Below are 19940 nucleotides of genomic sequence, written 5' to 3' on the forward strand. Positions count from 1 at the left end.
CACCCATTACAAACTGTGCAGTACTTAGTTGTGCCATTGCTTGCCGGAGTGGTGCGGATTGCTGATGACCTTACTGCAGCAGCGGTGATTCGAGGGCTCGGGAGTACAGAACGGCCGTTCGCATTGTATCCGCTGAAGATACGTTCAGCAGATATTATGCTCCTCGGGATTGCTTTCAGCTACCTGGTATTGCGGATTTTTAATCCGGATATCGCGACAATCACCTCTTTCATTACGGAGGTAATCTGATGCAAATTTTGAATCGCGAAATTTCTGACCAGGGAAGAGTCAGATTCGACGACGTGTCATTTGCGTATCCGGCTCAGCGTGATACGAATCCAAAATTTGTTTTTACACATTTCAATTTGGACATTCCTGCAGGCAGCTGCGTGTTGTTCTGCGGACCGTCAGGCAGCGGAAAGTCTACCGCGTTAAAAATGTTTAACGGATTAATTCCGCAGCTGCAGCCGGGGCATATTGCAGGAAAAATCATGGTGAGCGGAGTAAATCTAAATACCGTAAAACTTGTGGATATGGGGCGCCTGAGCGCAACAGTTTTCCAAAATCCGCGGACCCAGTTTTTTACCGGCAATGTGCTTGCGGAATTAGCGTATGCGGGAGAAAACTACCAGGTGCCGGTATCCGAGCTGAAGCAGCGCTGCATGAAAGCAGCAAAAGATATCGGCATTGCACATCTGCTGGAACGGAACCTTTGCACGTTATCAGGAGGGCAGCTGCAAGCTGTGGCGCAAGCAAGTGCTTTAGCAGCGCATGTTCCAGTTTTGTTATTTGATGAGCCGACATCGAATTTAAGCCCGTCGGCAATCGTGAACTTTACCCGGCATCTGCAAGAACAAAAAGAACGCGGAAAAACGATTGTTATCGCAGAGCATCGGCTCTACTTCCTGCGGAATCTGGTTGACCAGGTTGTTTACTTCCATTCAGGTGAAACTCCGGAAATTATCGACGGGAAAAAGTTTTTCCAACTTGACGATTCTGCCCGGCGTAATATCGGTATTCGGACACTTCATGAACCGGAGTGCAGTGAAGTCCCTGTGATGACTATTAATCAAGACCCGCGCAGGTCCGGTACTTCTGCAGCAAGCAGGAAATGAATCTTCCTCCGTTAGCTGAAGGGATATCGCTGCGTAATCTTTCTTTCTCTTACGGGTATACGCGTGTGCTGGAATGTATTACAGCTGATTTTATGGCAGGAGAAATCACGGCAATAACCGGACCGAATGGTGCAGGAAAAAGCACTCTGGCCCGTTTGCTCTGCGGCCTGTTGAGTCCTGATAGCGGGAAAATATTCATCGACGGAAAAACGCGCTCTTCGCGGTATCTAACTGCCAATGCGGCAATTGTAATGCAGGATGTCCATCGGCAGCTTTTCTCAGACAGTTTAATTAACGAGGTGATGTTAGGTGCCGATAGCGAAGCGGATGCGCGGGAATTGCTGCGTAATCTAGATTTAGCTGCAGAATGTGACCGGCATCCGTTGGCGCTATCGGGAGGGCAAAAGCAGCGTGTAGTAATTGCCGCAGCTCTTGCAGCTCGCCGTCGGCTTATTATTTTTGACGAACCAACATCTGGGGTTGATTATCGCCAGCTGGAATCAATTAGCGCGCTGTTTCGTGAGCTGGCTGCCAGCGGTCATATTGTCATAGTTATTACGCACGATTATGAATTACTAGCGAGCTGTGCGAATCGAGTCATCAAATTAGAACCGTACTGTATTTCAGATGATTTTTGCGTCGACTCAGAAAGGGAAAAATATGAATGAGTCAGAATATGCGACAAATAAGGAAAAGGATAAAGCGGGAAGGGTTGCTTTCTCTCAGCTCGTGAGACCCATCGCGGGACGTCTGTGGATTGCGCGGATTTTTGCTGTGGCTTCTGCGTTTCTTGCCGTCGGCCCGTATATTGCCTTGGTTTGGCTGGCGCAAATTTTGCTGGATGCGTGGCAAAACGATGCGGCACCGGATATGAATCTGGTAAATCGGGCGCTGCTGCTGCTTATTAACCTGTTTTTGGCGCGCTTAATGCTGTATATCACGGCATTAACGATTACACATTTTGCAGATATACATCTGCGGCGGAACCTGCAGGACCAGATTGCTGCACGGATTTCTCGTGCTCCGCTGGCGTGGTTTTCGCAAACAAACTCAGGTCTGGTGCGCAAAGCAGTACAGGACGATACTGCTGATATTCATGCGGTGATTGCACATGCTCCGGTGGATAATATCGTCGCAATTGTAAGTCCGATTGTGCTGCTCGGATACGTTTTCTATCTCAACTGGCTTCTCGGTTTAATTGCAATTGCGACAATCCCAATATATTTGGGTGCCATGGCATACATGATGCGGGATATGGGCGAAAAGACTGCCGAAATGGATACTAAACTCGGCTATGTCTCGGCAACAATGGTGGAATTCGTAACAGGTATTTCCGTGGTGAAAGCATTCGGGCAAACTGGTCAGGCGCATGAGCGCTACCGTTGTGCAGCCGAAGAATTTCATCGATTCTATTTGGCTTGGTGCGGTCCGATGCTGCGAATGAGTGCGTTAGCATATTCTTCCATCTCAACATCAATAATTTTGCTTGTAAATCTCGGTTTAGGCACACTGGCTGTGCAAAACGGATTCGCGCAAGCAACTGATTTAATCCCTGCGGCAATTATCGCGCTAACGATTCCGCAGTCTATTGAAGTTTTGGGCAATATGACCTGGTCATTGCAATTAGCCGGTGCAGCTGCTCTGCGGATTCGTTCTGTACTTACGATTCCGCAGATTGAGCGGGTTGATTTTACCAATCCGAAAGCATTTGAAGTTTCTGGAGTGCCGGAGGTGGTGTTTGAAGATATTTCGTTTAGTTATGGGAAAACTAAAGCAGTAGATAAAGTTTCTCTGACTCTGGCTCCGGGAAGTGTGACGGCGTTGATTGGTCCTTCTGGAAGCGGAAAATCTACGCTGGCTACTTTGCTGGCGAGATTCTCTGATCCGGATCAGGGGAGAATCACAATCGGAGGAGTTGATTTACGGCAGTGGGCTGACCGTGATTTATATCGGGCTGTGGGTTTTGTGCTGCAAGAGCCGCATATGCTGCGATTGTCGATTCGCGACAATGTTCGGCTGGGACGGCCAGAAGCGAGTGATGATCAGGTGTGGGCTGTATTGCGCGATGCTCATGTTGCTGAGGATATTGCGGCGCTTCCCGACGGTTTAGACACTATTTACGGGGTGGATGCGCACCTATCCGGAGGGCAGTGCCAGCGGATTTCAATTGCACGTGCGCTGCTAATCGATCCGCCGATTTTGATTTTAGATGAGGCGACGGCTTTTGCTGATCCGGAATCAGAATCGCTGATTCAGCAAGCATTAACTAGGTTAATTCATGCGCGTGATGGAGGGCGTACGGTATTGGCAATCGCGCACCGCCCAGCTTCGGTGCAAGGGGTGGACCAGGTTGCGATTTTAGAAAGCGGACGTCTAAGTGCGGTTGGTTCTCCGGCTGATCTTGCGGAGCATCCGTTATTTGCCGCTTTATGGAAAGGAATAAACGCATGAAAGCAAATACTGGCGGAGTGATGCCGCAAATTTTCCGGATGGTCAGTGTACAAGGAAAAGAAAAACTTCGTTTGGCAATAGTTCTCGCAGTAATTGCCGGAGTGGTGCGCGGAGCGGCGCTTGTGGTCTTTTTGCCTGCAGCAGCGAGCCTGGTGAAAAATAATTCGGTGTGGGGGCTGAAAATTGGCGGATGGCTGGTTGTGCTGGCAGTGCTCGGACTGCTGTCCTTGATTCTCGAATATCGGCTTGCGATGGCAAATTATGATGCTGCTTTGGATGTAATGAAAACGATGCATCGCAAAATTGGAAATAAAGTTGCATCGTTACCTTTAGGGTATTTTACGGCGGGAACAGCCGGAGAATTTTCGCGTCTGGTTACGAAGAAAATGCTCACTTTAGGTGAATCTTTCGCGCATATGCTTGCACCGATTATTATGAATTCGATGACGTTGCTGGTGCTGCTGCTGGGATGCTGGGTGTGGTCGCCGGCAATGGGAGCTTTGCTCACTTTGACGATACCGATAATAATTTTGGCCGCGTTGATTTCTCGTCGATGCAAGCATCGCGATAATCTGTTAATCGGACCGCCGGCAAATGAGCTGTCTGCACGGTTAGTGGAGTTTACCCAACATCAGCCAATTTTGCGTGCTTGCGGCAAAGCTGCAGCGTTTAAGCCATTAGATTCTGCCATCGTGAAGATGGAAAAAGCAGGAGTTCGCGGAATGTGGTGGGGCGTATTGGGTAATGTGGCTGTCGGTATTTCTGCGCAGCTGGTTGCAATATTGGCGATGATTCTCGCAGTCAGTACTGTGTTTGGTCTGCGGGATCCGATTGCAGCGATTGTATTTATCGGTGTTATTCTGCGCTTTACGACGCTTCTTTCTGATATTGGCACATTGGGGATGGGGCTTGAAGTATCGCGGCCGCTGCTGGCAAAGGTTAATGCTTTGCTTGATGAGCCGGTAATTGCAGACCCTCCTGAGCCGAGTTTAATTACCGCGCCGGGGACCGTCGAACTTCGCGATGTACACTTCGGATATAGTTCCCAACGGTCGGTACTAAACGGCGTAAGCCATATTTTTCCGCCGTGTTCGTTTACTGCGGTAGTTGGGCCTTCGGGATGCGGAAAGACGACATTGGCTCGGCTAGTGGCGCGGTTCTATGATGCGGAAAGCGGGGATGTGCTTGTTGGCGGTGTGTCGGTAAAAGACCAGCGGATTGAAGATTTGATGAAGCAAATCTCGTGGGTATTCCAAGATGTTTACTTGTACGACGATACCCTGGAAGCGAATATTCGTGTTGGTAATCCGCAGGCTAGTGATGCCGCAGTACAGAATGCGGCAGATCTTGCCGGGGTAACGGAAATAGTAGAGCGGCTTCCTGAGGGGTGGAATACGAAAGTTGGTGAGGGCGGGCGCGCCCTTTCCGGAGGTGAACGTCAGCGAGTTTCAATCGCGCGCGCGTTGTTGAAAGATGCGCCGATTGTGTTGTTTGATGAAGCGACAAGCGCGTTAGATCCTGCGAACGAGAGCCATGTGGTGCAATCCCTGAATTACTTGCGCAAACGGGCTACACTAATTGTGATTGCACATAAGCTTTCGACAATTAGTGCTGCTGATGAAATTATGGTGCTTAATTCGCAAGGAAAAATAGTGCAAACTGGTACACATGAGGAATTATTAGCACAAGGCGGTACTTATCAGGAGTTCTGGGAGCTTCGAAACGCAGCTAAAGGATGGTCTCTGACATGATTTATATGCCGCTTGGGCGAAAAACTGGTCCAAAACCTAAATTCTCCGCTGAACAGGTGATATCGGCAGCGCTGGAGATTGGATTGGATCGGTTTACTATGGCGCAAGTGGCAAAAGCTGTAGGTGTTGGTGCTCCGAGTTTATATCGGATTTATGAATCTCGTGAGGATTTAGTTGGAGCCTGCCTTGGGGAGATTGCACGGCGTGAGCCGTGGGTTTCCCTGCAGCAGGCATGGCCGGATATGCTGCGTGAGTGGGCGCATTACTGCTGGCATCTGTGTGAAACTTATTCGGGTTTTGCTTTAACTTTGTATACATACCCGTTTCCGCAAGTTAGGTTCATGGAGGCTGCGCCGGGAATTATTGATGAATTTATTTCCGCTGGATTAGACAAAAGTACGGTGTTGTTCGCCTTAGATTTTGTTGGTGATACTGTAATTACAATTCATCTTGGTTTGGCCTGCTATCGGGTTGACCGGAATCACCCGCAGCAGCGCATGCTGCTGGCGCGCAATATCGAGATTACAAACAGGCAATTAGGAGTTGACGTTAGTCCGTTAGTAAATAGCACTAATGTATATTCTGATTTTGTTTCTCCGAAAGTTGATTTTATTATTGCGGCGTTAGAGCGGGGATTCGGCCGAAATATTCAAGTCTGATGTCGGATACTTTTTCTTCTGCTGACTAAGAAGTGCCGATTTTCATTAAGAAGCAGAAAGTTTTTTGTTGGAATAAAAGTGTCTGGCTGGAAGTTTCAGTTTACTGATTCTTGAACTTCCTGCGCCAGTCTGCAAAATATGCGGGATACGTATAAAGCGCACGGAGTGGTTTCTGTTTTCCTTTTTGCTGTGTTCACGATTCCTTTGTAAATGAAATATCCCTGGAGTTTATGTGTGCTGCAGCTAATTGCAGAAATTTAGGACTTTGCGATTTGATGTGCATAAATCTGAAAATATAGTATTATGAAACAAGGAATGCGGGTCTCCGCTGAAATAAACTTTTCATTCAATTAACTACCTGTTTAGGATGCTTCGGATGGCTCAGAATTCACCATCAGCACCGCAGTTCTTGACCGTTGCGGAAGTTGCTGAAATCACTCGTGTATCCCGAATGACGGTGTATCGCATGGTGCATTCGGGTGAGCTTCCTGCAGTGCGTTTTGGCAGCTCATACCGTGTACCGCGCTCTGCGCTTGAACAGCTTCTTGGGGCTAGTGCAGATTCTGATTATCAGGAAGCTGTTGGGAATTGAAGCTGATTTGAGTATTTATTGATTGCTGCTGCGGGATATTTTCTAATTTCATTTTGATTTTTCTAACATGAGTTTTTATTTCAGTGCCGACGGTTTTTGTCCGTTGGCACTTTGATTTAAATCAAACTGGAATTTTGTCCCTCAGCTGAGCCGATTTATCTGGCTGGGGGGGTAAGCGGCAGGTTTGGTGTTTTTGTTTGGGCTGATTAGCAGAGCGCGGACCTGATTATGATTAGTGCAGTTAGTACAGTTAGTACAGTTAGTACAGATATTTTTCGGCCTTTATGTGTAAGCTTGTTTTTATCGTGTTTTGCGGTTGATGCTGTTCTCGATTTTCGCCGCACATATTGATTTTTTATGATTTCACCCGTTGCCGGCAGCTTTCATTGCTTGTTTTTTGGTTGGCAGGGTGCTCTTCTTTGGGGTTTAGCTTCGGTTTTTAGCTGAATAAATATGCAAACTGGTGATATCCTAAGGGGATTAAATAACTGAAGGCGTAATGCCTGCGGTGTTACTTAACTGGTGGCAAAATCAATCCGATTTTACGTAACTGGTGGCGAATGGTCTGTACGGTTACGTAAGTGATGGCGAAATCCGTATTTTTTAACGTAACTGGCGGCGAAATGTACGGTTTTGATTCCCGACGGGAGAGCCGTCGTTCCTTAAGTCTATGACCAGCAGAAACACAAACGCTTCCGACGGGAATAACCCCAGCCGGAGTTCTTGCCGCCGCTTACGTAACGAAAATAAGTTCCAGCTACCAGTTACGTAATGAAATCGACTTCTCGCCATCACTTACGTAACGAAACAAGCTCCCGCCGCCAGTTGCGTGAAGCGAACATATCCGTGCCGCGTGAGCGCATTTTCTATCCGTTTTTAACTCCCCGTACATGAAATGTCCCGCACACGAAATAATGCCGGAAGCTGCTAATTAACACATAAAATCGGAAAGTGCGTGCAGAAAGCGAGTGCGTGCGCCGCTCCTGATTCATAATCCCAGCTCCCCCCGCTGCCCGCTGGATGCGGTTAAATAGGGATATGGCGATACAGAAAACACCGTTGGTATTAGTTACAGGCTTCGAACCTTTTGGCGGTGAGAGGGAAAACGCTAGTTGGGAGGCGGTGAAAGTACTGCAGAAAGTACTGTGTGAGCGAATCGGTAATAAGGATAGCGGATTAGTGACCGCGCGTCTGCCAGTAGAATTTGTCGGCGGACCGGCAGCGCTGCGTGCTGCGATAGCGAAATATCAGCCCAGTGCAGTGGTATGCGTGGGTGAAGCCGGAGGGCGTTCCGTCGTGACTCCAGAACGCTTCGGAAGAAATCTGGCAGACGCGCGAATTCCGGATAATTCAGGTGCACAGCCGCGCGGGCAAACTCTTGACGGAGGAGATGAACGAATTTTAGCTCGCGTTAATGTGGATGCGCTTGCAGCCGAAATTGCGGCGAATCAAGTTCCGGTGGAAGTCTCTGAAGACGCAGGTACATATGTGTGCAATGCGGTCCTGCGAGCGTTAATACGGGATTTTAGCGGACCGGGTGTGTTCATCCATATCCCGGCGCTGCGCAGAAAAGGGCGTGCGCACATCGGTGATGAGACTGATTCACTTACAGCTTCGCGCGATGTATCCGGCGGCAATCAAAAATCTGAATTAACATTCGCAGATATTGCCCGGATGCTCGAAACTGCAATCAACTTTCTCCGGATACAGCTCTGAAAAACGGCAGGGAATAATCAGATTTGAGTGTAAGCTTGCAGTTAAATACACACAAAGATGTGAGAAGAGATATATTCGAAAGCAAACAATTTGCAATTATGGCGGAGGGTATCCTGCGGCTTGGACAAGAATTGATGTGTATTGATGATAATAAATATCGCAATTTCTAATTCCTGAAGATTTTTCGGATGGGCAGAATAGGATTGGTGAGAAAAGAAATGCTTCAAATGATATCGTTTGCGGGCGGAATGGTGCTTGCGGTTATTTCCGCTTTCCGTGCAGATTTGAGTACTTTATATCTTTTTGGGATGATAACTTTCCTGTTGATTATGTGGTTTGAATCCCCGGAAGATTCAGCGAAAGTTTCAAAACACATTCAACATCCGGCAGCAGAATATTGTTTCGCTGGTACTGCTTCTTATTTGGGGAACAATCCTGTTCATCCCGCTGATGCAGCTTCCGGCTGAAATCATGAATCCGCTCGCGCAGACCGGAATTAATGTGCCTTGGTATCGTGCTGTTTCGTGGTGGAACCTGGGCGGCGCCTTTTGTTTATCTCCTCTTATGGATGATTACCTGGCTGCTGATTGCGCTGAATCTGAAAGAGAAAAATTAGAAATTTTGCAGAGGATGCATTTATCGCGGGAAGGGCGGAGTTCGCTGCCGGGAAATAGGGTTTGCTGATTTTCCTGAGGCTGGTTTCGGCTCTGAGAGTTAATTAAATCATGATTATCGCGGTGCAGCTATCGTGCGTTTTATATCGAATGATAGCTGCGCCATTTTGCCGGTAGAATGGGAGCGCTGCTTGCTGGTTGCAGCAAAACTAACCGAAAAATAACACCGACGGAAAGGAATGTGGTGCACACAATTTTTGGACTAGGTAATCCTGGGCCGGAATATGCTCAGACACGGCACAATATCGGTCAGGCGGTGGTCGGTGAGATTGTGCGCCGCACAGGAACTTCACTTTCGGCACATAAACCATCAAATACGCAGGCAGCCTCACTGCGTATTGGGCTTGCGCCAGGAAATCCTGGTGAACAAGTTATTATTGGGATTAGTAACGGATTCATGAACACTTCAGGCGGACCGGTAAATTCACTGCTGAACTACTTTGGCGGGGCAGCGGAAAATCTTATTGTGATTCACGACGATTTAGATCTCCTTTCGGCGAATTAAAGCTGAAACGCGGCGGCGGCGAAGGCGGGCATAATGGGCTGAAGTCTATCTCGAAATCGCTTGGTACAAAAGAATATATTCGAATGCGTTTCGGGATTGGGCGCCCGCCGGGGCGGCAAAATCCGGCGGACTTCGTACTTGGAAAATTTAATGCCGCCGAAAATAAAGAACTCCCATTATTGATCAGCGAAGCAGCAGATGCCGTCGAAGAAGTGCTTACACTTGGACTGGAAAAAGCACAGATGCGCCTGCATACAAAGTAACTTTAATTATTAATCCCGAACCGGCGGCAAAACATCGATATCCTAAGACCGCTTGACGCTTCAACGGTTTAATAGTTCAGCGGTTCGACGCAAAATTTACATATTTCGCGCTATTAAATATTTTGCTGCAATTCTAAAGGAGCTCTTTTGGATCTCACCCCAATTCTTGATTCTGCTGATTTTGCTGAACTTTCCAAATTTCGCACAGTGCACGAGCTTGAGATAGATATTCCACGCGGTGCTGCCAGTTTTCTGATTGCACAATTGCTGCGTACGGAAAATACTGCGAGCCGTAATACAATCGGGGAAAATGCCAAAGCCGATTTTAAAGCCGACGGTGATAGCGCAGCCAGCAGCTTTGCACAGACACTGCAGGTAGTTGTAACCGCGTCTGAATACGAAGCGGAAGAACTCGCGGTACTCTTGAAAAACTTCATCCCCGAAAGCGGCATTGCCGTCTTCCCGGCGTGGGAAACGCTTCCGCATGAGCGGCTCTCACCACGTGCTGATACCGTCGCCCGGCGCCTGCAAATACTTCGCCGGCTCGCACACCCCGAAGAATTCGCACCGCTGTATGTGCTGCTCATGCCGGTGCGCGCACTGCTGCAGCCAATCGCTGCGAACCTTGGGCAGCTGCAGCCAGTGCGCCTTGCCGTCGGTGACTTCTGCGATCTGCAAGAACTTCAAGGAGCACTGACAAATGCGGCATATACCCGCGTAGATATGGTTGAATCACGCGGAGAATTCGCGGTTCGCGGCGGAATAATCGATATTTTCCCTCCGACGGAGCAGCATCCGGTGCGTGTGGAATTTTTGGCGACGAAGTAGAAGAAATTCGCGCCTTTGCGATTTCAGATCAGCGTTCACTCGACACTGCAGAATCACTCTATGCGCCGCCGTGCCGTGAAATTTTACTGACAAAAGCTGTGCGCTCCCGGGCAGCAAAAGCGTTGAACCAGCTTCCAGGCATAGCTGAAATGCTGGAAAAAATCGCATCCGGGGCGGCGGTAGAAGGGATGGAATCACTGATGCCGCTGCTGGCGGAACAAATGGTTTCGGTGATATGTGAATTGCCGGCCGGCTCGCGTTTAATACTGCTTGAACCGGAGCGGATTGCGGCACATGCCCAGTCTCTAGAGCAAACCACTGCTGAATTTCTTGCTGCAGCCTGGTCTAATGCGGCAGCCGGCGGTGAAATTCCGGTGAATGTGAATCAAGCTTCGTTTGCTTCGCTGCGGGAGACACGTGAATTTGCAGCCAGCCGCAAGATTTCCTGGTGGAAAATCGGCGGATTTGCAAATGAAGAAACGATTCGTTCCGGGATTCGCGAACCAAAAACTTTGCTGGAAATACGGATGAAGCTTTCATCTGCCTGCAGCAGCAAATCCGTGACGGATGGCGGATTGTACTTGCAGCTGACTCAATGGGGCTGGCCCGGCGGCTGCACGAGCAACTTTCTGAAGCTGATATTCCGGCACGGATTGTCAACGAGTTTGCAAGCGGCAGTAACAGCAGCATCCGAAAAAATCAGAAAGCAGCAATCGAGCCGTCCGTCGTGCATATTATCGTGCTTCCATTAAAGACGGGATTTGTATCTGATGCGCAAAAATTCGCCCTGGTTTCTGCACACGATTTACTTTCACGGGTCCGGAGAAACGGTATTGCGGGTGAAAAACAGGCAATGCCGAAGCGGCGGAAGAAAGCCGTCGATCCGCTCACTCTGAAACCGGGAGACTTTGTAGTGCATGAACGTCACGGTGTGGCGCAATTTGTGAAGCTGGTAAAACGTCAGGTTGGCGGGACAAACGGGACGACACGCGAATATATGCTGCTTGAGTATGCGCCGAGTAAACGCGGAGGAGCACGCGATCAACTTTGGGTGCCAACCGATCAGCTCTATCTTGTCTCGAAATACTCTGGGGAGACGCGCCGTCGTTAAATAAAATGGGCGGATCCGACTGGGCAAAAACGAAAGCAAAAGCTCGTGCGGCAGTGAAAGAAATCGCGCGCGAGCTGATTCGGCTTTATGCAAAACGGCGAGCCGCCCGCGGGCACGCATTCGGATCGGACACCCCATGGCAACGTGAACTAGAAGACGCTTTTGAATACATCGAAACTCCCGATCAACTCCACACGATTGAAGAAGTCAAACGGGATATGGAATCACTGGAGCCAATGGATCGGCTGATTTCAGGGGATGTGGGGTACGGCAAAACGGAAATTGCTGTGCGTGCCGCTTTTAAGGCAATTCAAGATGGGAAGCAGGTGGCGGTGCTGGTGCCGACCACGCTTCTTGTACAGCAGCATCTGGAAACATTCCGAGAACGCTATGCCGGATTCCCGGTAGTCGTCGAGGGGTTGAGCCGATTCCAAACACGAAAAGAATCTGACACGATAAAAGACGGCGTGACTAAAGGGAAGATCGATATTGTTATCGGCACGCATAAACTGATTACCGGTGATGTGCGGTTCAAAGATCTGGGACTTGTGATTATCGACGAAGAACAGCGTTTCGGTGTGGAACACAAGGAAACCTTGAAACAACTATATCCGACGGTAGATGTGCTTGCGATGAGTGCGACCCCGATTCCGCGCACGCTCGAAATGGCTGTTACCGGGATTCGGCAGATGTCTACGCTTGCTACGCCGCCGGAAGAACGGCACCCGATTCTCACCTATGTGGGAGTGCAGGATTCAAAGCAAATCAGTGCAGCGATTAAACGCGAACTATTGCGTGATGGGCAAGTGTTTTATATCCACAACCGCACACAGACGATCAGCAAAGTCGCAGCTGGATTAGCGGACCTTGTGCCGGAAGCGCGTGTCGGCATAGCACATGGCAAGATGAGTGAGAGTCAGCTTGAGCAGGTGATTAATCAGTTTTGGGAAAAAGAAATTGATGTTCTTGTGTGCACCACAATCGTGGAAACCGGACTCGATATTTCCAATGCGAACACGTTAATTGTGGAGGATGCGCAAAAACTGGGGCTTTCACAGTTGCATCAGCTGCGCGGACGGGTCGGGCGCGGGCGTGAACGGGCATACGCCTACTTCCTGTATCCGCCAGAAAAAGTAATGACTGAAACCGCTATTGAACGGCTGCGCACTATTGCGGCGCACACTGAATTGGGTGCTGGAATTCAAGTAGCGATGAAAGATCTTGAGATTCGCGGAGCCGGCAACTTGCTGGGAGGTGAACAGTCTGGGCATATTGCGGGTGTGGGATTCGATTTGTATATTCGGATGGTTTCCGAAGCCGTCGCAAAAATGACCGGCAAAGCACCAGATGACAGCGAGGAGAAAATCGAGATTCGTATTGAGCTGCCGGTAGATGCTTATGTGCCGCAAGGGTGGGTGGCTTCGGAGCGGCTGCGGTTGGAGATTTACACGAAGATTTCTGGAAGCGCCGCCGAAGCGGAACGCGAAGATATCCGTGCCGAGCTGATTGATCGCTACGGCAGTATCCCGCCGGAAGTAGAACGGCTTTTCCGTCTCGCACGTTTGCGGGAGCTTGCCGGAAAAGTTGGGCTGGCAGAAATTTCGGTGATGGGGAGAAATATTCGTTTTGCTCCAGCGGAGCTTTCAGATTTTCGGCAGGTACGGTTGAAACGGTTGTATCCGCGGGCGATTTTAAAACCTGCTGTCCGCGCAGTTCTCCTGCCGCTGCCGGAAGGGGAGCTTGGGCGCATGGACGGCGCGGGCGGCGGAGAGCTGACCAACGAAGCAATGTTTGAATACGTTGAGCAGTTCATTCACGCCATAATTGTGGCAAACTGAATGTGAAAGTTAAGTACGATTTCGAAAGTTAAATGCGATGCCGCGGGGAACTGGCGATTTTCCGGTGCCTAATTTCGGCGGAAGATAGTTTGCCTGGTTTTCGACCCGCCGTGCTGCTGCGGATATTTGAGTTTTTGCGTGTTTAGAAAGTGATAATCAGCTGTTTTGGTTGCGCCGGCTTTGTGACTGCCGGGGTATCTGCGAGAATTAACATGTTGTAAAGTCTTGAAAATGCACGCTTTAGTGGCAGTTTCGGCGCAAGTTTCAATCTCGTGTCTTAGAAATGCAAATATTTCGAAGCTGCGGTTTTCAACTTCTGAAATATCGCAGCCTTCGTATTTTGTACTTTGTGATTTTAGGGCGCGCACAATCCAAATTAGGATCTAAAAAATGAATCAGAATCTCGAATCGAAATCCGAAGTTTTTGGCGACGACGCTCCAGAGCAGATTCAGGTGCGCCGGGCGAAGCGTGAAAAGCTGCTTGCTGATGGTTTCGAAGCATACCCGGCGCAGCTGCCGATTACTTCAACTATTGCGCAAGTGCGGGAAAAGTATGAAAGCGTAGCGCCGGGTGAAGAGCTGGCAGACGAAGTCGGAATTGCTGGGCGGGTGATGTTTATGCGTCCGTCGGGAAAGATTGCATTCACGGTTTTGCAATCGGGCGACGGCACTCGGGTGCAAGTTATTTTCTCTCTCGCAAATGTGGGCGCAGAATCTTTGGCATATTTGAAAGCAAATGTTGATCTTGGCGATCATATATTTGTTGAAGGGCATATTGGTGCTTCAAAACGCGGAGAACTTTCGGTGTTTGCACATTCGTGGCAAATGGCGGCAAAAGCAATTCGTCCGCTGCCAAAGACTTTCACCACTGCCGACGGCGAAGAGATGAGCTTGAGTGAAGAGACGCGCGTGCGTGCGCGGCATCTTGATTTGATTACGCGCCAAGGCGCCCGTGATATGATTCGGATTCGGGCAAAAATGATGCGCTCAATTCGCAAGACTTTCGAAGATCGTGAGTTTATCGAGATTGAGACACCGATTTTGCAGACTTTGCATGGCGGTGCGGCAGCTCGCCCTTTTACCACGCATATCAACGCTTATGATGAAGATTTGTATCTGCGGATTGCAACCGAGCTTTATCTCAAACGCGCCGTAGTCGGCGGTGTAGAGCGCGTTTACGAAATTGGTAAGAATTTCCGTAACGAAGGCGCTGATTCTTCACATTCGCCAGAGTTTTCCGCAATGGAAGCATATCAGGCTTATGCCACCTACGATACGATGGCAAAGCTGACTAAAGATTTGATTCAAAATGCAGCGATGGACATTTTCGGTACCACTACCGTAACTCTCGCCGACGGCACCGAGTACGATTTGGGCGGAGAATGGGACGAAATCTGCCTTTATGATTCGCTTTCGGCGGCGCTGGGAGAAGAAATTACGGTGGAAACTCCGCGGGAGCGCTTAATTGAGATCGCGAATGAGCATGGGATTAAGGTGAAAGATTATGCCGTAAACGGCAAGATTGCAGAAGATATTTGGGAAGAACTGGTGGGCGACCACCTTTATCGCCCAACTTTCGTGCGTGATTTCCCGGAAGACACTTCACCGCTCACGCGCGGGCATCGCACTAAGCCTGGGCTTACCGAAAAATGGGATTTATATATTCGCGGTGTGGAAACTGCTACTGCATATTCCGAGCTTGCCGATCCAGTGATTCAGCGGGAACGTTTAACCGCGCAATCGCTGGAAGCAGCAAATGGTGATCCGGAAGCAATGCAGCTCGATGAAGATTTCATTGAAGCAATGGAGCAGGGATTCCCGCCGTCGGGCGGCATGGGCATGGGGATTGACCGGATGCTGATGGCGCTTACTGGTTTCGGGATCCGTGAGACTATTGCTTTCCCGTTTGTAAAGCGCGGATAAGCGGTTAGCACAAACGCGGAAGTGAATTTGACGCGCTCTGTTGCGCGTTAGCTCAATATAGCGGCTGTTTTATGTGAAGTGCGTGCTGAGTTTATTTTGAACTGGGCATGCACTTTGCTTTTATCTGGGCGGCGGTGTTATTCGCTTTGACTAATGTAGCTGATAGCGAAGTAGGTATTAGTCCGCGTAAGCGGCGGCAGAAGTAATTGTGAGTCTGCGTAAGCGGCGTCATAATCTCTGGAATTTCACGTAAGCGGCGGCAAGAACTTGGTCTGTATTTTTTACCGTCGAAAGTGCTTGCGTTTACGCAGGTCGCAGGATTAAAGCAGCGACGGCTTTCCCGTAGTTGCGCAAAACCGCCTATTTCGCCACTGCTTACGTAACATTGCAAGGATTATGCCGGCAGTTATGTAATAAAATGCCGGCAATTTACTCCGCATGTAAACAAAATGCAACTCTCACGCGAACAAAAACGCAAACCTGCACAAACGAAACACGAAGCACCGATTTAATTTTGATTTTGGTGAACCATCCCAATATTTTGCGGAATTAGGCGCTTAATGCCTGGATTGGAATAACATGCACGCCGCTTTGCGGGTCAGTGTATGCTATATCTGTTCCACCGACGATGAGCATCAGCGCTCGCGGTTCTCCTAGTGCGGCTGTGTCAATGCTGTTGTATGTTGAAACTCGCCCTGAGATTCCTGCAGGGATAGAACCCGGTCCAAGTTTGATTTCCGCGCCAATCCATGAGCCGTCTTCCAGTACGATTGCGGAATCAAATTCTTTACCCTTAGAGTCGCGATAATGAAGCACGTGCCCGCCAATTGCTTCAGCGTATGCGGCAAGCTGTTGATATACATAGTTTTCAAAAATAAATCCGGCAGTTTTGAGATCTTTTAATAGGCGCTCACTGGTAGCTCCAAGGAGATAAGCCGTCAGTGATGAATCGGTAAAGTATAGCACTGGTGACGTGCGAATCACGGCTTTCGAGCGGAGTCTTGGTGACCAAGCGTCTACGGTGTCAACTACAAATAGTCTTTGCAGTGCCGCAAACCATCGTTGGACTGTTGCTCGATCCGCTAATCCGTCTGTGGCAGTGACGTCGGATACAAGTGTTGAGAGGCTCGGTGCTTGCCCGATGTTTCTTGCAATTGAACGCATTAATGCGCTGCGTGCTGCGCGGTGGTGTGCCTGTTGATATTTACTGCGCAATAATCGGCTGTGACGTTAAATGTGATTTATGTAAGGCGGTGACATTTTTTCCAAAACACGTTATAGTGTTCCTGAGCAGTAAAACTGTTTCAGGGCGAGGTGTAATTCCTCACTGGCGGTGATAGAGCTTAGATTCCGAGCATAGTATGAGCTTTCGAGCTTTGAGCTAGGCGCGTGAATCGCCGCTTTTAGTCCGCGACCCGCCATCCGTACAGCTTGGCAGAGATAGCTTTGCGGATAGCGGCTGACTGGGATGAGATTTCCCGACCAACGGTAATAGTCCGGATGGAAGAAACGGTAGGCACTGGCATATCTCCATATCTGTGCATACCGCCGCCCGCTTTTCAGCGGGCTTTTTCGTACCAAAATCTGGTGCGTGAAAAAGACGAAGGCATATATGCCTGACGAAAGGTGCGCAGAGCATGTCTGGCAATCTCACACAACTACACAACACAAACGATACTAACAACAGCTTCAGCAGTGCGGATTCCTCCGCTCATGCTGCCGTATCTTCTTCTCCTGCGGCTGCCAAGCCGAGATGGAACACTCGGGAATTGGTAACATTGGCAGTTTTTTCCGCGATGGCTGCGATTTTGAGCTTCATCGAAATTGCTCTTTTCCCGCCGGCACCGTTCTTGAAGTATGATCCCTCAGGCGTGATCGCACTTATTGCCGGATTTATTTTCGGCCCATTTTCCGGATCTGCAGTGGCCGTCATCTCATGGCTTCCGCGGATTTTTATGAACCCTATTGGTGCTCTGATGAACATTGCTGCAGCGCTGGCGCTAATCTTTCCTGCAGCAGCAATATATCGGAAGAAGCGCACCCGTCTCGGAGGGATTCTTGGAATGGTGCTCGGCGGAGCGCTCGCTATTATCGTGGCCGTAGGGCTCAACTTCATTGCTACTCCGCTCTACTACGGCGGCACTGTATCCGATGTGATGAAGATGATTCTTCCGATTCTGGTGCCATTTAACCTCATCAAAATCGTACTCAACTGTGTGATTGTGCAGCTGCTCTACAAATCCGTGCACAAGATAGTGGGGCAGATGACAAATAAGAAAACTGGACGCAAGCGCGTGTGAGCATGGATATCAACAGCCCAAAGCTGTCTGCTCTGCCGCGTCCCGTGGAGCGCGCTGTGATTTTCGACGATGTGCGTTTTTCGTATGATGACGAACGTGACGTGCTGCGCGGCATCAGCGCTTGGTTGGATATGCGCGAATATACCGTGGTGCTTGGTGAAAACGGCAGCGGAAAATCCACGCTTGCCAAACACATAAACGCCTTGCTTATTCCGGATTCGGGGAGTGTGCACGTGCGCGGTTCGGATACCAGTCACGAGCGCTGCACGCTGGAGGTTCGCCGCAATTGCGCAATGGTTTTTCAAAATCCGGATAATCAAATGGTCGCCAACACTGTGCGGGACGATGTAGCTTTTGGCCCTGAGAATCTCGGGCTTAATCGTGAAGCTATTATTGAACGGGTAGATCAGGCCTTGGCTGAGGTTGCGCTCGAAGCTTTCGCGGAGCGAGATCCGAACTCTCTTTCCGGAGGTGAAAAGCAGCGCGTTGCCATTGCCGGAGTGCTGGCGCTGCGTCCCGAACTGATTGTTTTCGACGAACCCGGCGCGATGCTTGATCCGCGCGGGCGGCGTGGGATTCGGCGTGTAATGCGAGAGCTTAATGATGCCGGAATTGGAGTGGTGCACATTACGCACTTTATGGATGAAGCGCTTGCAGCAGACAAAGTGATTGTAATGAAAGAAGGGAAGATTGCGCTTTCCGGCACCCCAACGGAAGTGTTTGCATACGGTGACGATATTCGTTCGCTGGGATTGGAAGAGCCGTTCGCGATGCAGCTTGCGCAAGCGCTGCAGGGGCGAGGAGTGCCGGTGCCGGATACTGGAAACATGGAAGATATTATCGAGACGCTGTATGCAGGTGGGTGCGTAGATGAAAGCGCAGTTCACAGTGTGACCGCGGAAGCGGATTGCAGCTCGGATAAACGTTTCGTTTGCGGTGTACGCGAGCGCCGACATGGGCAGTATGAACCTGAGCATAATTCTTTCAGCATATTTGGGCGTAACGAAAAGAATACATTTGGGCATGCAAGTGAAAATATAGCTGCACTCGGTTTAAAGAACACTGCTGAACAGGGGATAACGAACGCAGCTGCTCACGACGCAAAGAGCCTCGTTGGGGAGATTGAGTTTCGCGGCGTCACATTTGCGGCGGATCCAAAAGCTGTGAAGCTGCTTCGCCGCGCTCCTGAGACAGCGAGCCGAGAGCATGGGGCGATTCTAGCGGGGATTGATTTACGTATCGCGGCCGGAGAATTTTGCTGCATCGTGGGGCATACCGGATCTGGGAAATCGACGTTAGTAGAGCAGATAAAAGGCTTACACGCACCGACTGCCGGTGAAATATTGATTGACGGCGAAATTGCGGGGAGCCGCGGCAGCGAAACACGGGCTTAAATCGGTGCTGGAGCTTTGGAAAGAGCGGGTGCCGTCGTGAAGAGAAAGCGCAGAGGCAGAAAACCTTGCGGGCGATGATTGGATATGTGAGTCAGTATCCTGAATATCAGCTTTTTGCGGAAACAGTTTTTGCCGACGTCACTTTTGGTCCGAAAAACTTTGGCGCAAGCGAAGCACAGCGGGAAGAGATGTACGCTGAAGCGATGCGGGAGGTGGGGCTAGATCCGGCAGAACTGCGCGAGACGTCGCCTTTTGAACTGTCGGGAGGCCAAAAACGCCGTGTGGCTTTTGCGGGGATTCTTGCAATGCGCCCAAAAGTGCTGATTGTTGACGAACCAATGGCCGGATTAGATCCGCGCGGGCGGCAAGAGATTAAAGAAATTTTGCAGCGATTGCATAGCGTCGGTACTACGATTGTGATGGTTTCGCATTCTATGGACGACGTCGCGCAGCTTGCCGAACATATTGTGGTGCTCAATCATGGCAAGGTGTTTATGGAGGGAAACCGTAACGCTGTGTTTTCACGAGCGCAGGAGCTGCGTGATATTGGGCTTGGGATTCCGAAAGCTGCAGCGTGTGCAAAAAGCTGGCTGCGCGCGGCTGGGAGTTTGCGCCGATACCCTACACTCTTGACGAGCTTGCAGATGCAATCGCGAATCAATGGTGCGGGAGAAATTCTCAGCACGGCGTCGAGAACATACGGCAGGATTCCGGTGTTTCGCAAATGTTCCCGGCTTCTCAGATATCTTCGGCTTCTCATCCTCATCAAGAGGTGAGTTCATGCCGATCCCAAGACGAGCTTTCCGCTGGTGTTCCCGCT

17 protein-coding genes, 2 pseudogenes and 1 riboswitch are annotated in these 19940 nt (G+C 49.8%); of the genes and pseudogenes, 18 read left to right on the top strand and 1 reads right to left on the bottom strand.

What is annotated here, in order from left to right; all coding sequences use genetic code 11:
• Window positions 1-15: 15 nt before the first annotated feature.
• The 15 genes and pseudogenes from RQN30_RS09570 (at window position 16) to lysS (ending at window position 15426) form a co-directional block, all read left to right on the top strand.
• Entirely contained in the window at window positions 16-249 is a 234-nt protein-coding gene (locus RQN30_RS09570) for an energy-coupling factor transporter transmembrane component T family protein (protein WP_353060275.1), read from the top strand.
• Complete coding sequence (locus RQN30_RS09575) at window positions 249-1115, top strand: ABC transporter ATP-binding protein (RefSeq protein ID WP_353060276.1); 867 nt, start codon at window positions 249-251, stop codon at window positions 1113-1115. The genes RQN30_RS09570 and RQN30_RS09575 overlap by 1 nt, the downstream gene beginning before the upstream one ends.
• Window positions 1112-1783, top strand: coding sequence for an ATP-binding cassette domain-containing protein (locus tag RQN30_RS09580; protein ID WP_353060277.1), 672 nt, complete (start codon window positions 1112-1114; stop codon window positions 1781-1783). Before RQN30_RS09575 ends, RQN30_RS09580 begins: the two co-directional genes overlap by 4 nt.
• Window positions 1776-3566 (top strand): ABC transporter ATP-binding protein, encoded by a 1791-nt coding sequence (locus tag RQN30_RS09585; RefSeq protein ID WP_353060278.1) that lies wholly within the window; start codon window positions 1776-1778, stop codon window positions 3564-3566. The genes RQN30_RS09580 and RQN30_RS09585 overlap by 8 nt, the downstream gene beginning before the upstream one ends.
• The gene (locus RQN30_RS09590) at window positions 3563-5317 is read left to right on the top strand and encodes an ABC transporter ATP-binding protein (RefSeq protein ID WP_353060279.1); all 1755 of its coding nucleotides are present in this window, start codon (window positions 3563-3565) and stop codon (window positions 5315-5317) included. Before RQN30_RS09585 ends, RQN30_RS09590 begins: the two co-directional genes overlap by 4 nt.
• Window positions 5314-5976 carry a TetR/AcrR family transcriptional regulator gene (locus RQN30_RS09595; RefSeq protein WP_353060280.1) on the top strand — a complete coding sequence of 221 codons (663 nt, stop codon included), beginning with the start codon at window positions 5314-5316 and terminating at the stop codon, window positions 5974-5976. The genes RQN30_RS09590 and RQN30_RS09595 overlap by 4 nt, the downstream gene beginning before the upstream one ends.
• A gap of 376 nt (window positions 5977-6352) precedes the next feature.
• Window positions 6353-6568 (top strand): helix-turn-helix domain-containing protein, encoded by a 216-nt coding sequence (locus RQN30_RS09600; RefSeq protein ID WP_353060281.1) that lies wholly within the window; start codon window positions 6353-6355, stop codon window positions 6566-6568.
• Window positions 6569-7627: 1059 nt separating this feature from the next.
• Window positions 7628-8284: a pyroglutamyl-peptidase I family protein gene (locus RQN30_RS09605; RefSeq protein WP_353060282.1), complete on the top strand. Its 657-nt coding sequence runs from the start codon at window positions 7628-7630 to the stop codon at window positions 8282-8284.
• Between the two features lie 218 nt (window positions 8285-8502).
• The gene (locus RQN30_RS09610; protein WP_353060283.1) at window positions 8503-8751 is read left to right on the top strand and encodes a hypothetical protein; all 249 of its coding nucleotides are present in this window, start codon (window positions 8503-8505) and stop codon (window positions 8749-8751) included.
• A 325-nt stretch (window positions 8752-9076) separates the two neighbouring features.
• Window positions 9077-9726 (top strand): annotated as a pseudogene (gene pth, locus RQN30_RS09615) (aminoacyl-tRNA hydrolase).
• A gap of 147 nt (window positions 9727-9873) precedes the next feature.
• A complete protein-coding gene (locus tag RQN30_RS09620) occupies window positions 9874-10554 on the top strand; it encodes a hypothetical protein (protein WP_353060284.1) in 681 nt (226 codons plus the stop codon).
• A gap of 122 nt (window positions 10555-10676) precedes the next feature.
• Window positions 10677-11306, top strand: coding sequence for a hypothetical protein (locus RQN30_RS09625; RefSeq protein WP_353060285.1), 630 nt, complete (start codon window positions 10677-10679; stop codon window positions 11304-11306).
• Complete coding sequence (locus RQN30_RS09630) at window positions 11282-11665, top strand: CarD family transcriptional regulator (protein WP_353060286.1); 384 nt, start codon at window positions 11282-11284, stop codon at window positions 11663-11665. Before RQN30_RS09625 ends, RQN30_RS09630 begins: the two co-directional genes overlap by 25 nt.
• The gene (gene mfd / locus RQN30_RS09635; RefSeq protein ID WP_353060287.1) at window positions 11602-13503 is read left to right on the top strand and encodes a transcription-repair coupling factor; all 1902 of its coding nucleotides are present in this window, start codon (window positions 11602-11604) and stop codon (window positions 13501-13503) included. The genes RQN30_RS09630 and mfd overlap by 64 nt, the downstream gene beginning before the upstream one ends.
• A 390-nt stretch (window positions 13504-13893) precedes the next feature.
• Complete coding sequence (gene lysS / locus RQN30_RS09640; RefSeq protein WP_353060288.1) at window positions 13894-15426, top strand: lysine--tRNA ligase; 1533 nt, start codon at window positions 13894-13896, stop codon at window positions 15424-15426.
• 549 nt (window positions 15427-15975) lie between these two features.
• On the opposite strand, the gene RQN30_RS09645 is transcribed toward lysS, so the two are convergent.
• Window positions 15976-16641, bottom strand: a complete 666-nt coding sequence (locus tag RQN30_RS09645) for a DUF4143 domain-containing protein (protein ID WP_491608670.1) — start codon at window positions 16639-16641, stop codon at window positions 15976-15978.
• Window positions 16642-16722: 81 nt separating this feature from the next.
• Window positions 16723-16942, top strand: a riboswitch (FMN riboswitch).
• Window positions 16943-17063: 121 nt separating this feature from the next.
• On the opposite strand from RQN30_RS09645, the gene RQN30_RS09650 reads away from it, so the two are divergent.
• The 3 genes and pseudogenes from RQN30_RS09650 to RQN30_RS09660 form a co-directional block, all read left to right on the top strand.
• Window positions 17064-17726 carry an ECF transporter S component gene (locus RQN30_RS09650; protein WP_353060290.1) on the top strand — a complete coding sequence of 221 codons (663 nt, stop codon included), beginning with the start codon at window positions 17064-17066 and terminating at the stop codon, window positions 17724-17726.
• Window positions 17727-17728: 2 nt separating this feature from the next.
• On the top strand, window positions 17729-19120 hold the full coding sequence (locus RQN30_RS09655) for an energy-coupling factor transporter ATPase (RefSeq protein ID WP_353061834.1): 1392 nt from the start codon (window positions 17729-17731) through the stop codon (window positions 19118-19120).
• A 62-nt stretch (window positions 19121-19182) separates the two neighbouring features.
• A pseudogene (locus RQN30_RS09660) lies at window positions 19183-19896 on the top strand (ATP-binding cassette domain-containing protein); the annotation flags it as partial.
• Window positions 19897-19940: the final 44 nt, after the last annotated feature.

It is taken from the genome of Arcanobacterium hippocoleae (assembly GCF_040360365.1).
Taxonomy (GTDB): Bacteria; Actinomycetota; Actinomycetes; order Actinomycetales; family Actinomycetaceae; genus Arcanobacterium_A; species Arcanobacterium_A hippocoleae_A.

Bases quoted from the DNA above. Each gene is read 5' to 3' on its own strand.
- lysS (WP_353060288.1), top strand. From the start codon at position 13,894: ATGAATCAGAATCTCGAATCGAAATCCGAAGTTTTTGGCGACGACGCT.
- RQN30_RS09580 (WP_353060277.1), top strand. From the start codon at position 1,112: ATGAATCTTCCTCCGTTAGCTGAAGGGATATCGCTGCGTAATCTTTCT.
- RQN30_RS09595 (WP_353060280.1), top strand. From the start codon at position 5,314: ATGATTTATATGCCGCTTGGGCGAAAAACTGGTCCAAAACCTAAATTC.
- RQN30_RS09575 (WP_353060276.1), top strand. From the start codon at position 249: ATGCAAATTTTGAATCGCGAAATTTCTGACCAGGGAAGAGTCAGATTC.
- RQN30_RS09650 (WP_353060290.1), top strand. From the start codon at position 17,064: ATGTCTGGCAATCTCACACAACTACACAACACAAACGATACTAACAAC.
- RQN30_RS09600 (WP_353060281.1), top strand. From the start codon at position 6,353: ATGGCTCAGAATTCACCATCAGCACCGCAGTTCTTGACCGTTGCGGAA.
- RQN30_RS09655 (WP_353061834.1), top strand. From the start codon at position 17,729: ATGGATATCAACAGCCCAAAGCTGTCTGCTCTGCCGCGTCCCGTGGAG.
- RQN30_RS09590 (WP_353060279.1), top strand. From the start codon at position 3,563: ATGAAAGCAAATACTGGCGGAGTGATGCCGCAAATTTTCCGGATGGTC.
- RQN30_RS09585 (WP_353060278.1), top strand. From the start codon at position 1,776: ATGAATGAGTCAGAATATGCGACAAATAAGGAAAAGGATAAAGCGGGA.
- RQN30_RS09610 (WP_353060283.1), top strand. From the start codon at position 8,503: ATGCTTCAAATGATATCGTTTGCGGGCGGAATGGTGCTTGCGGTTATT.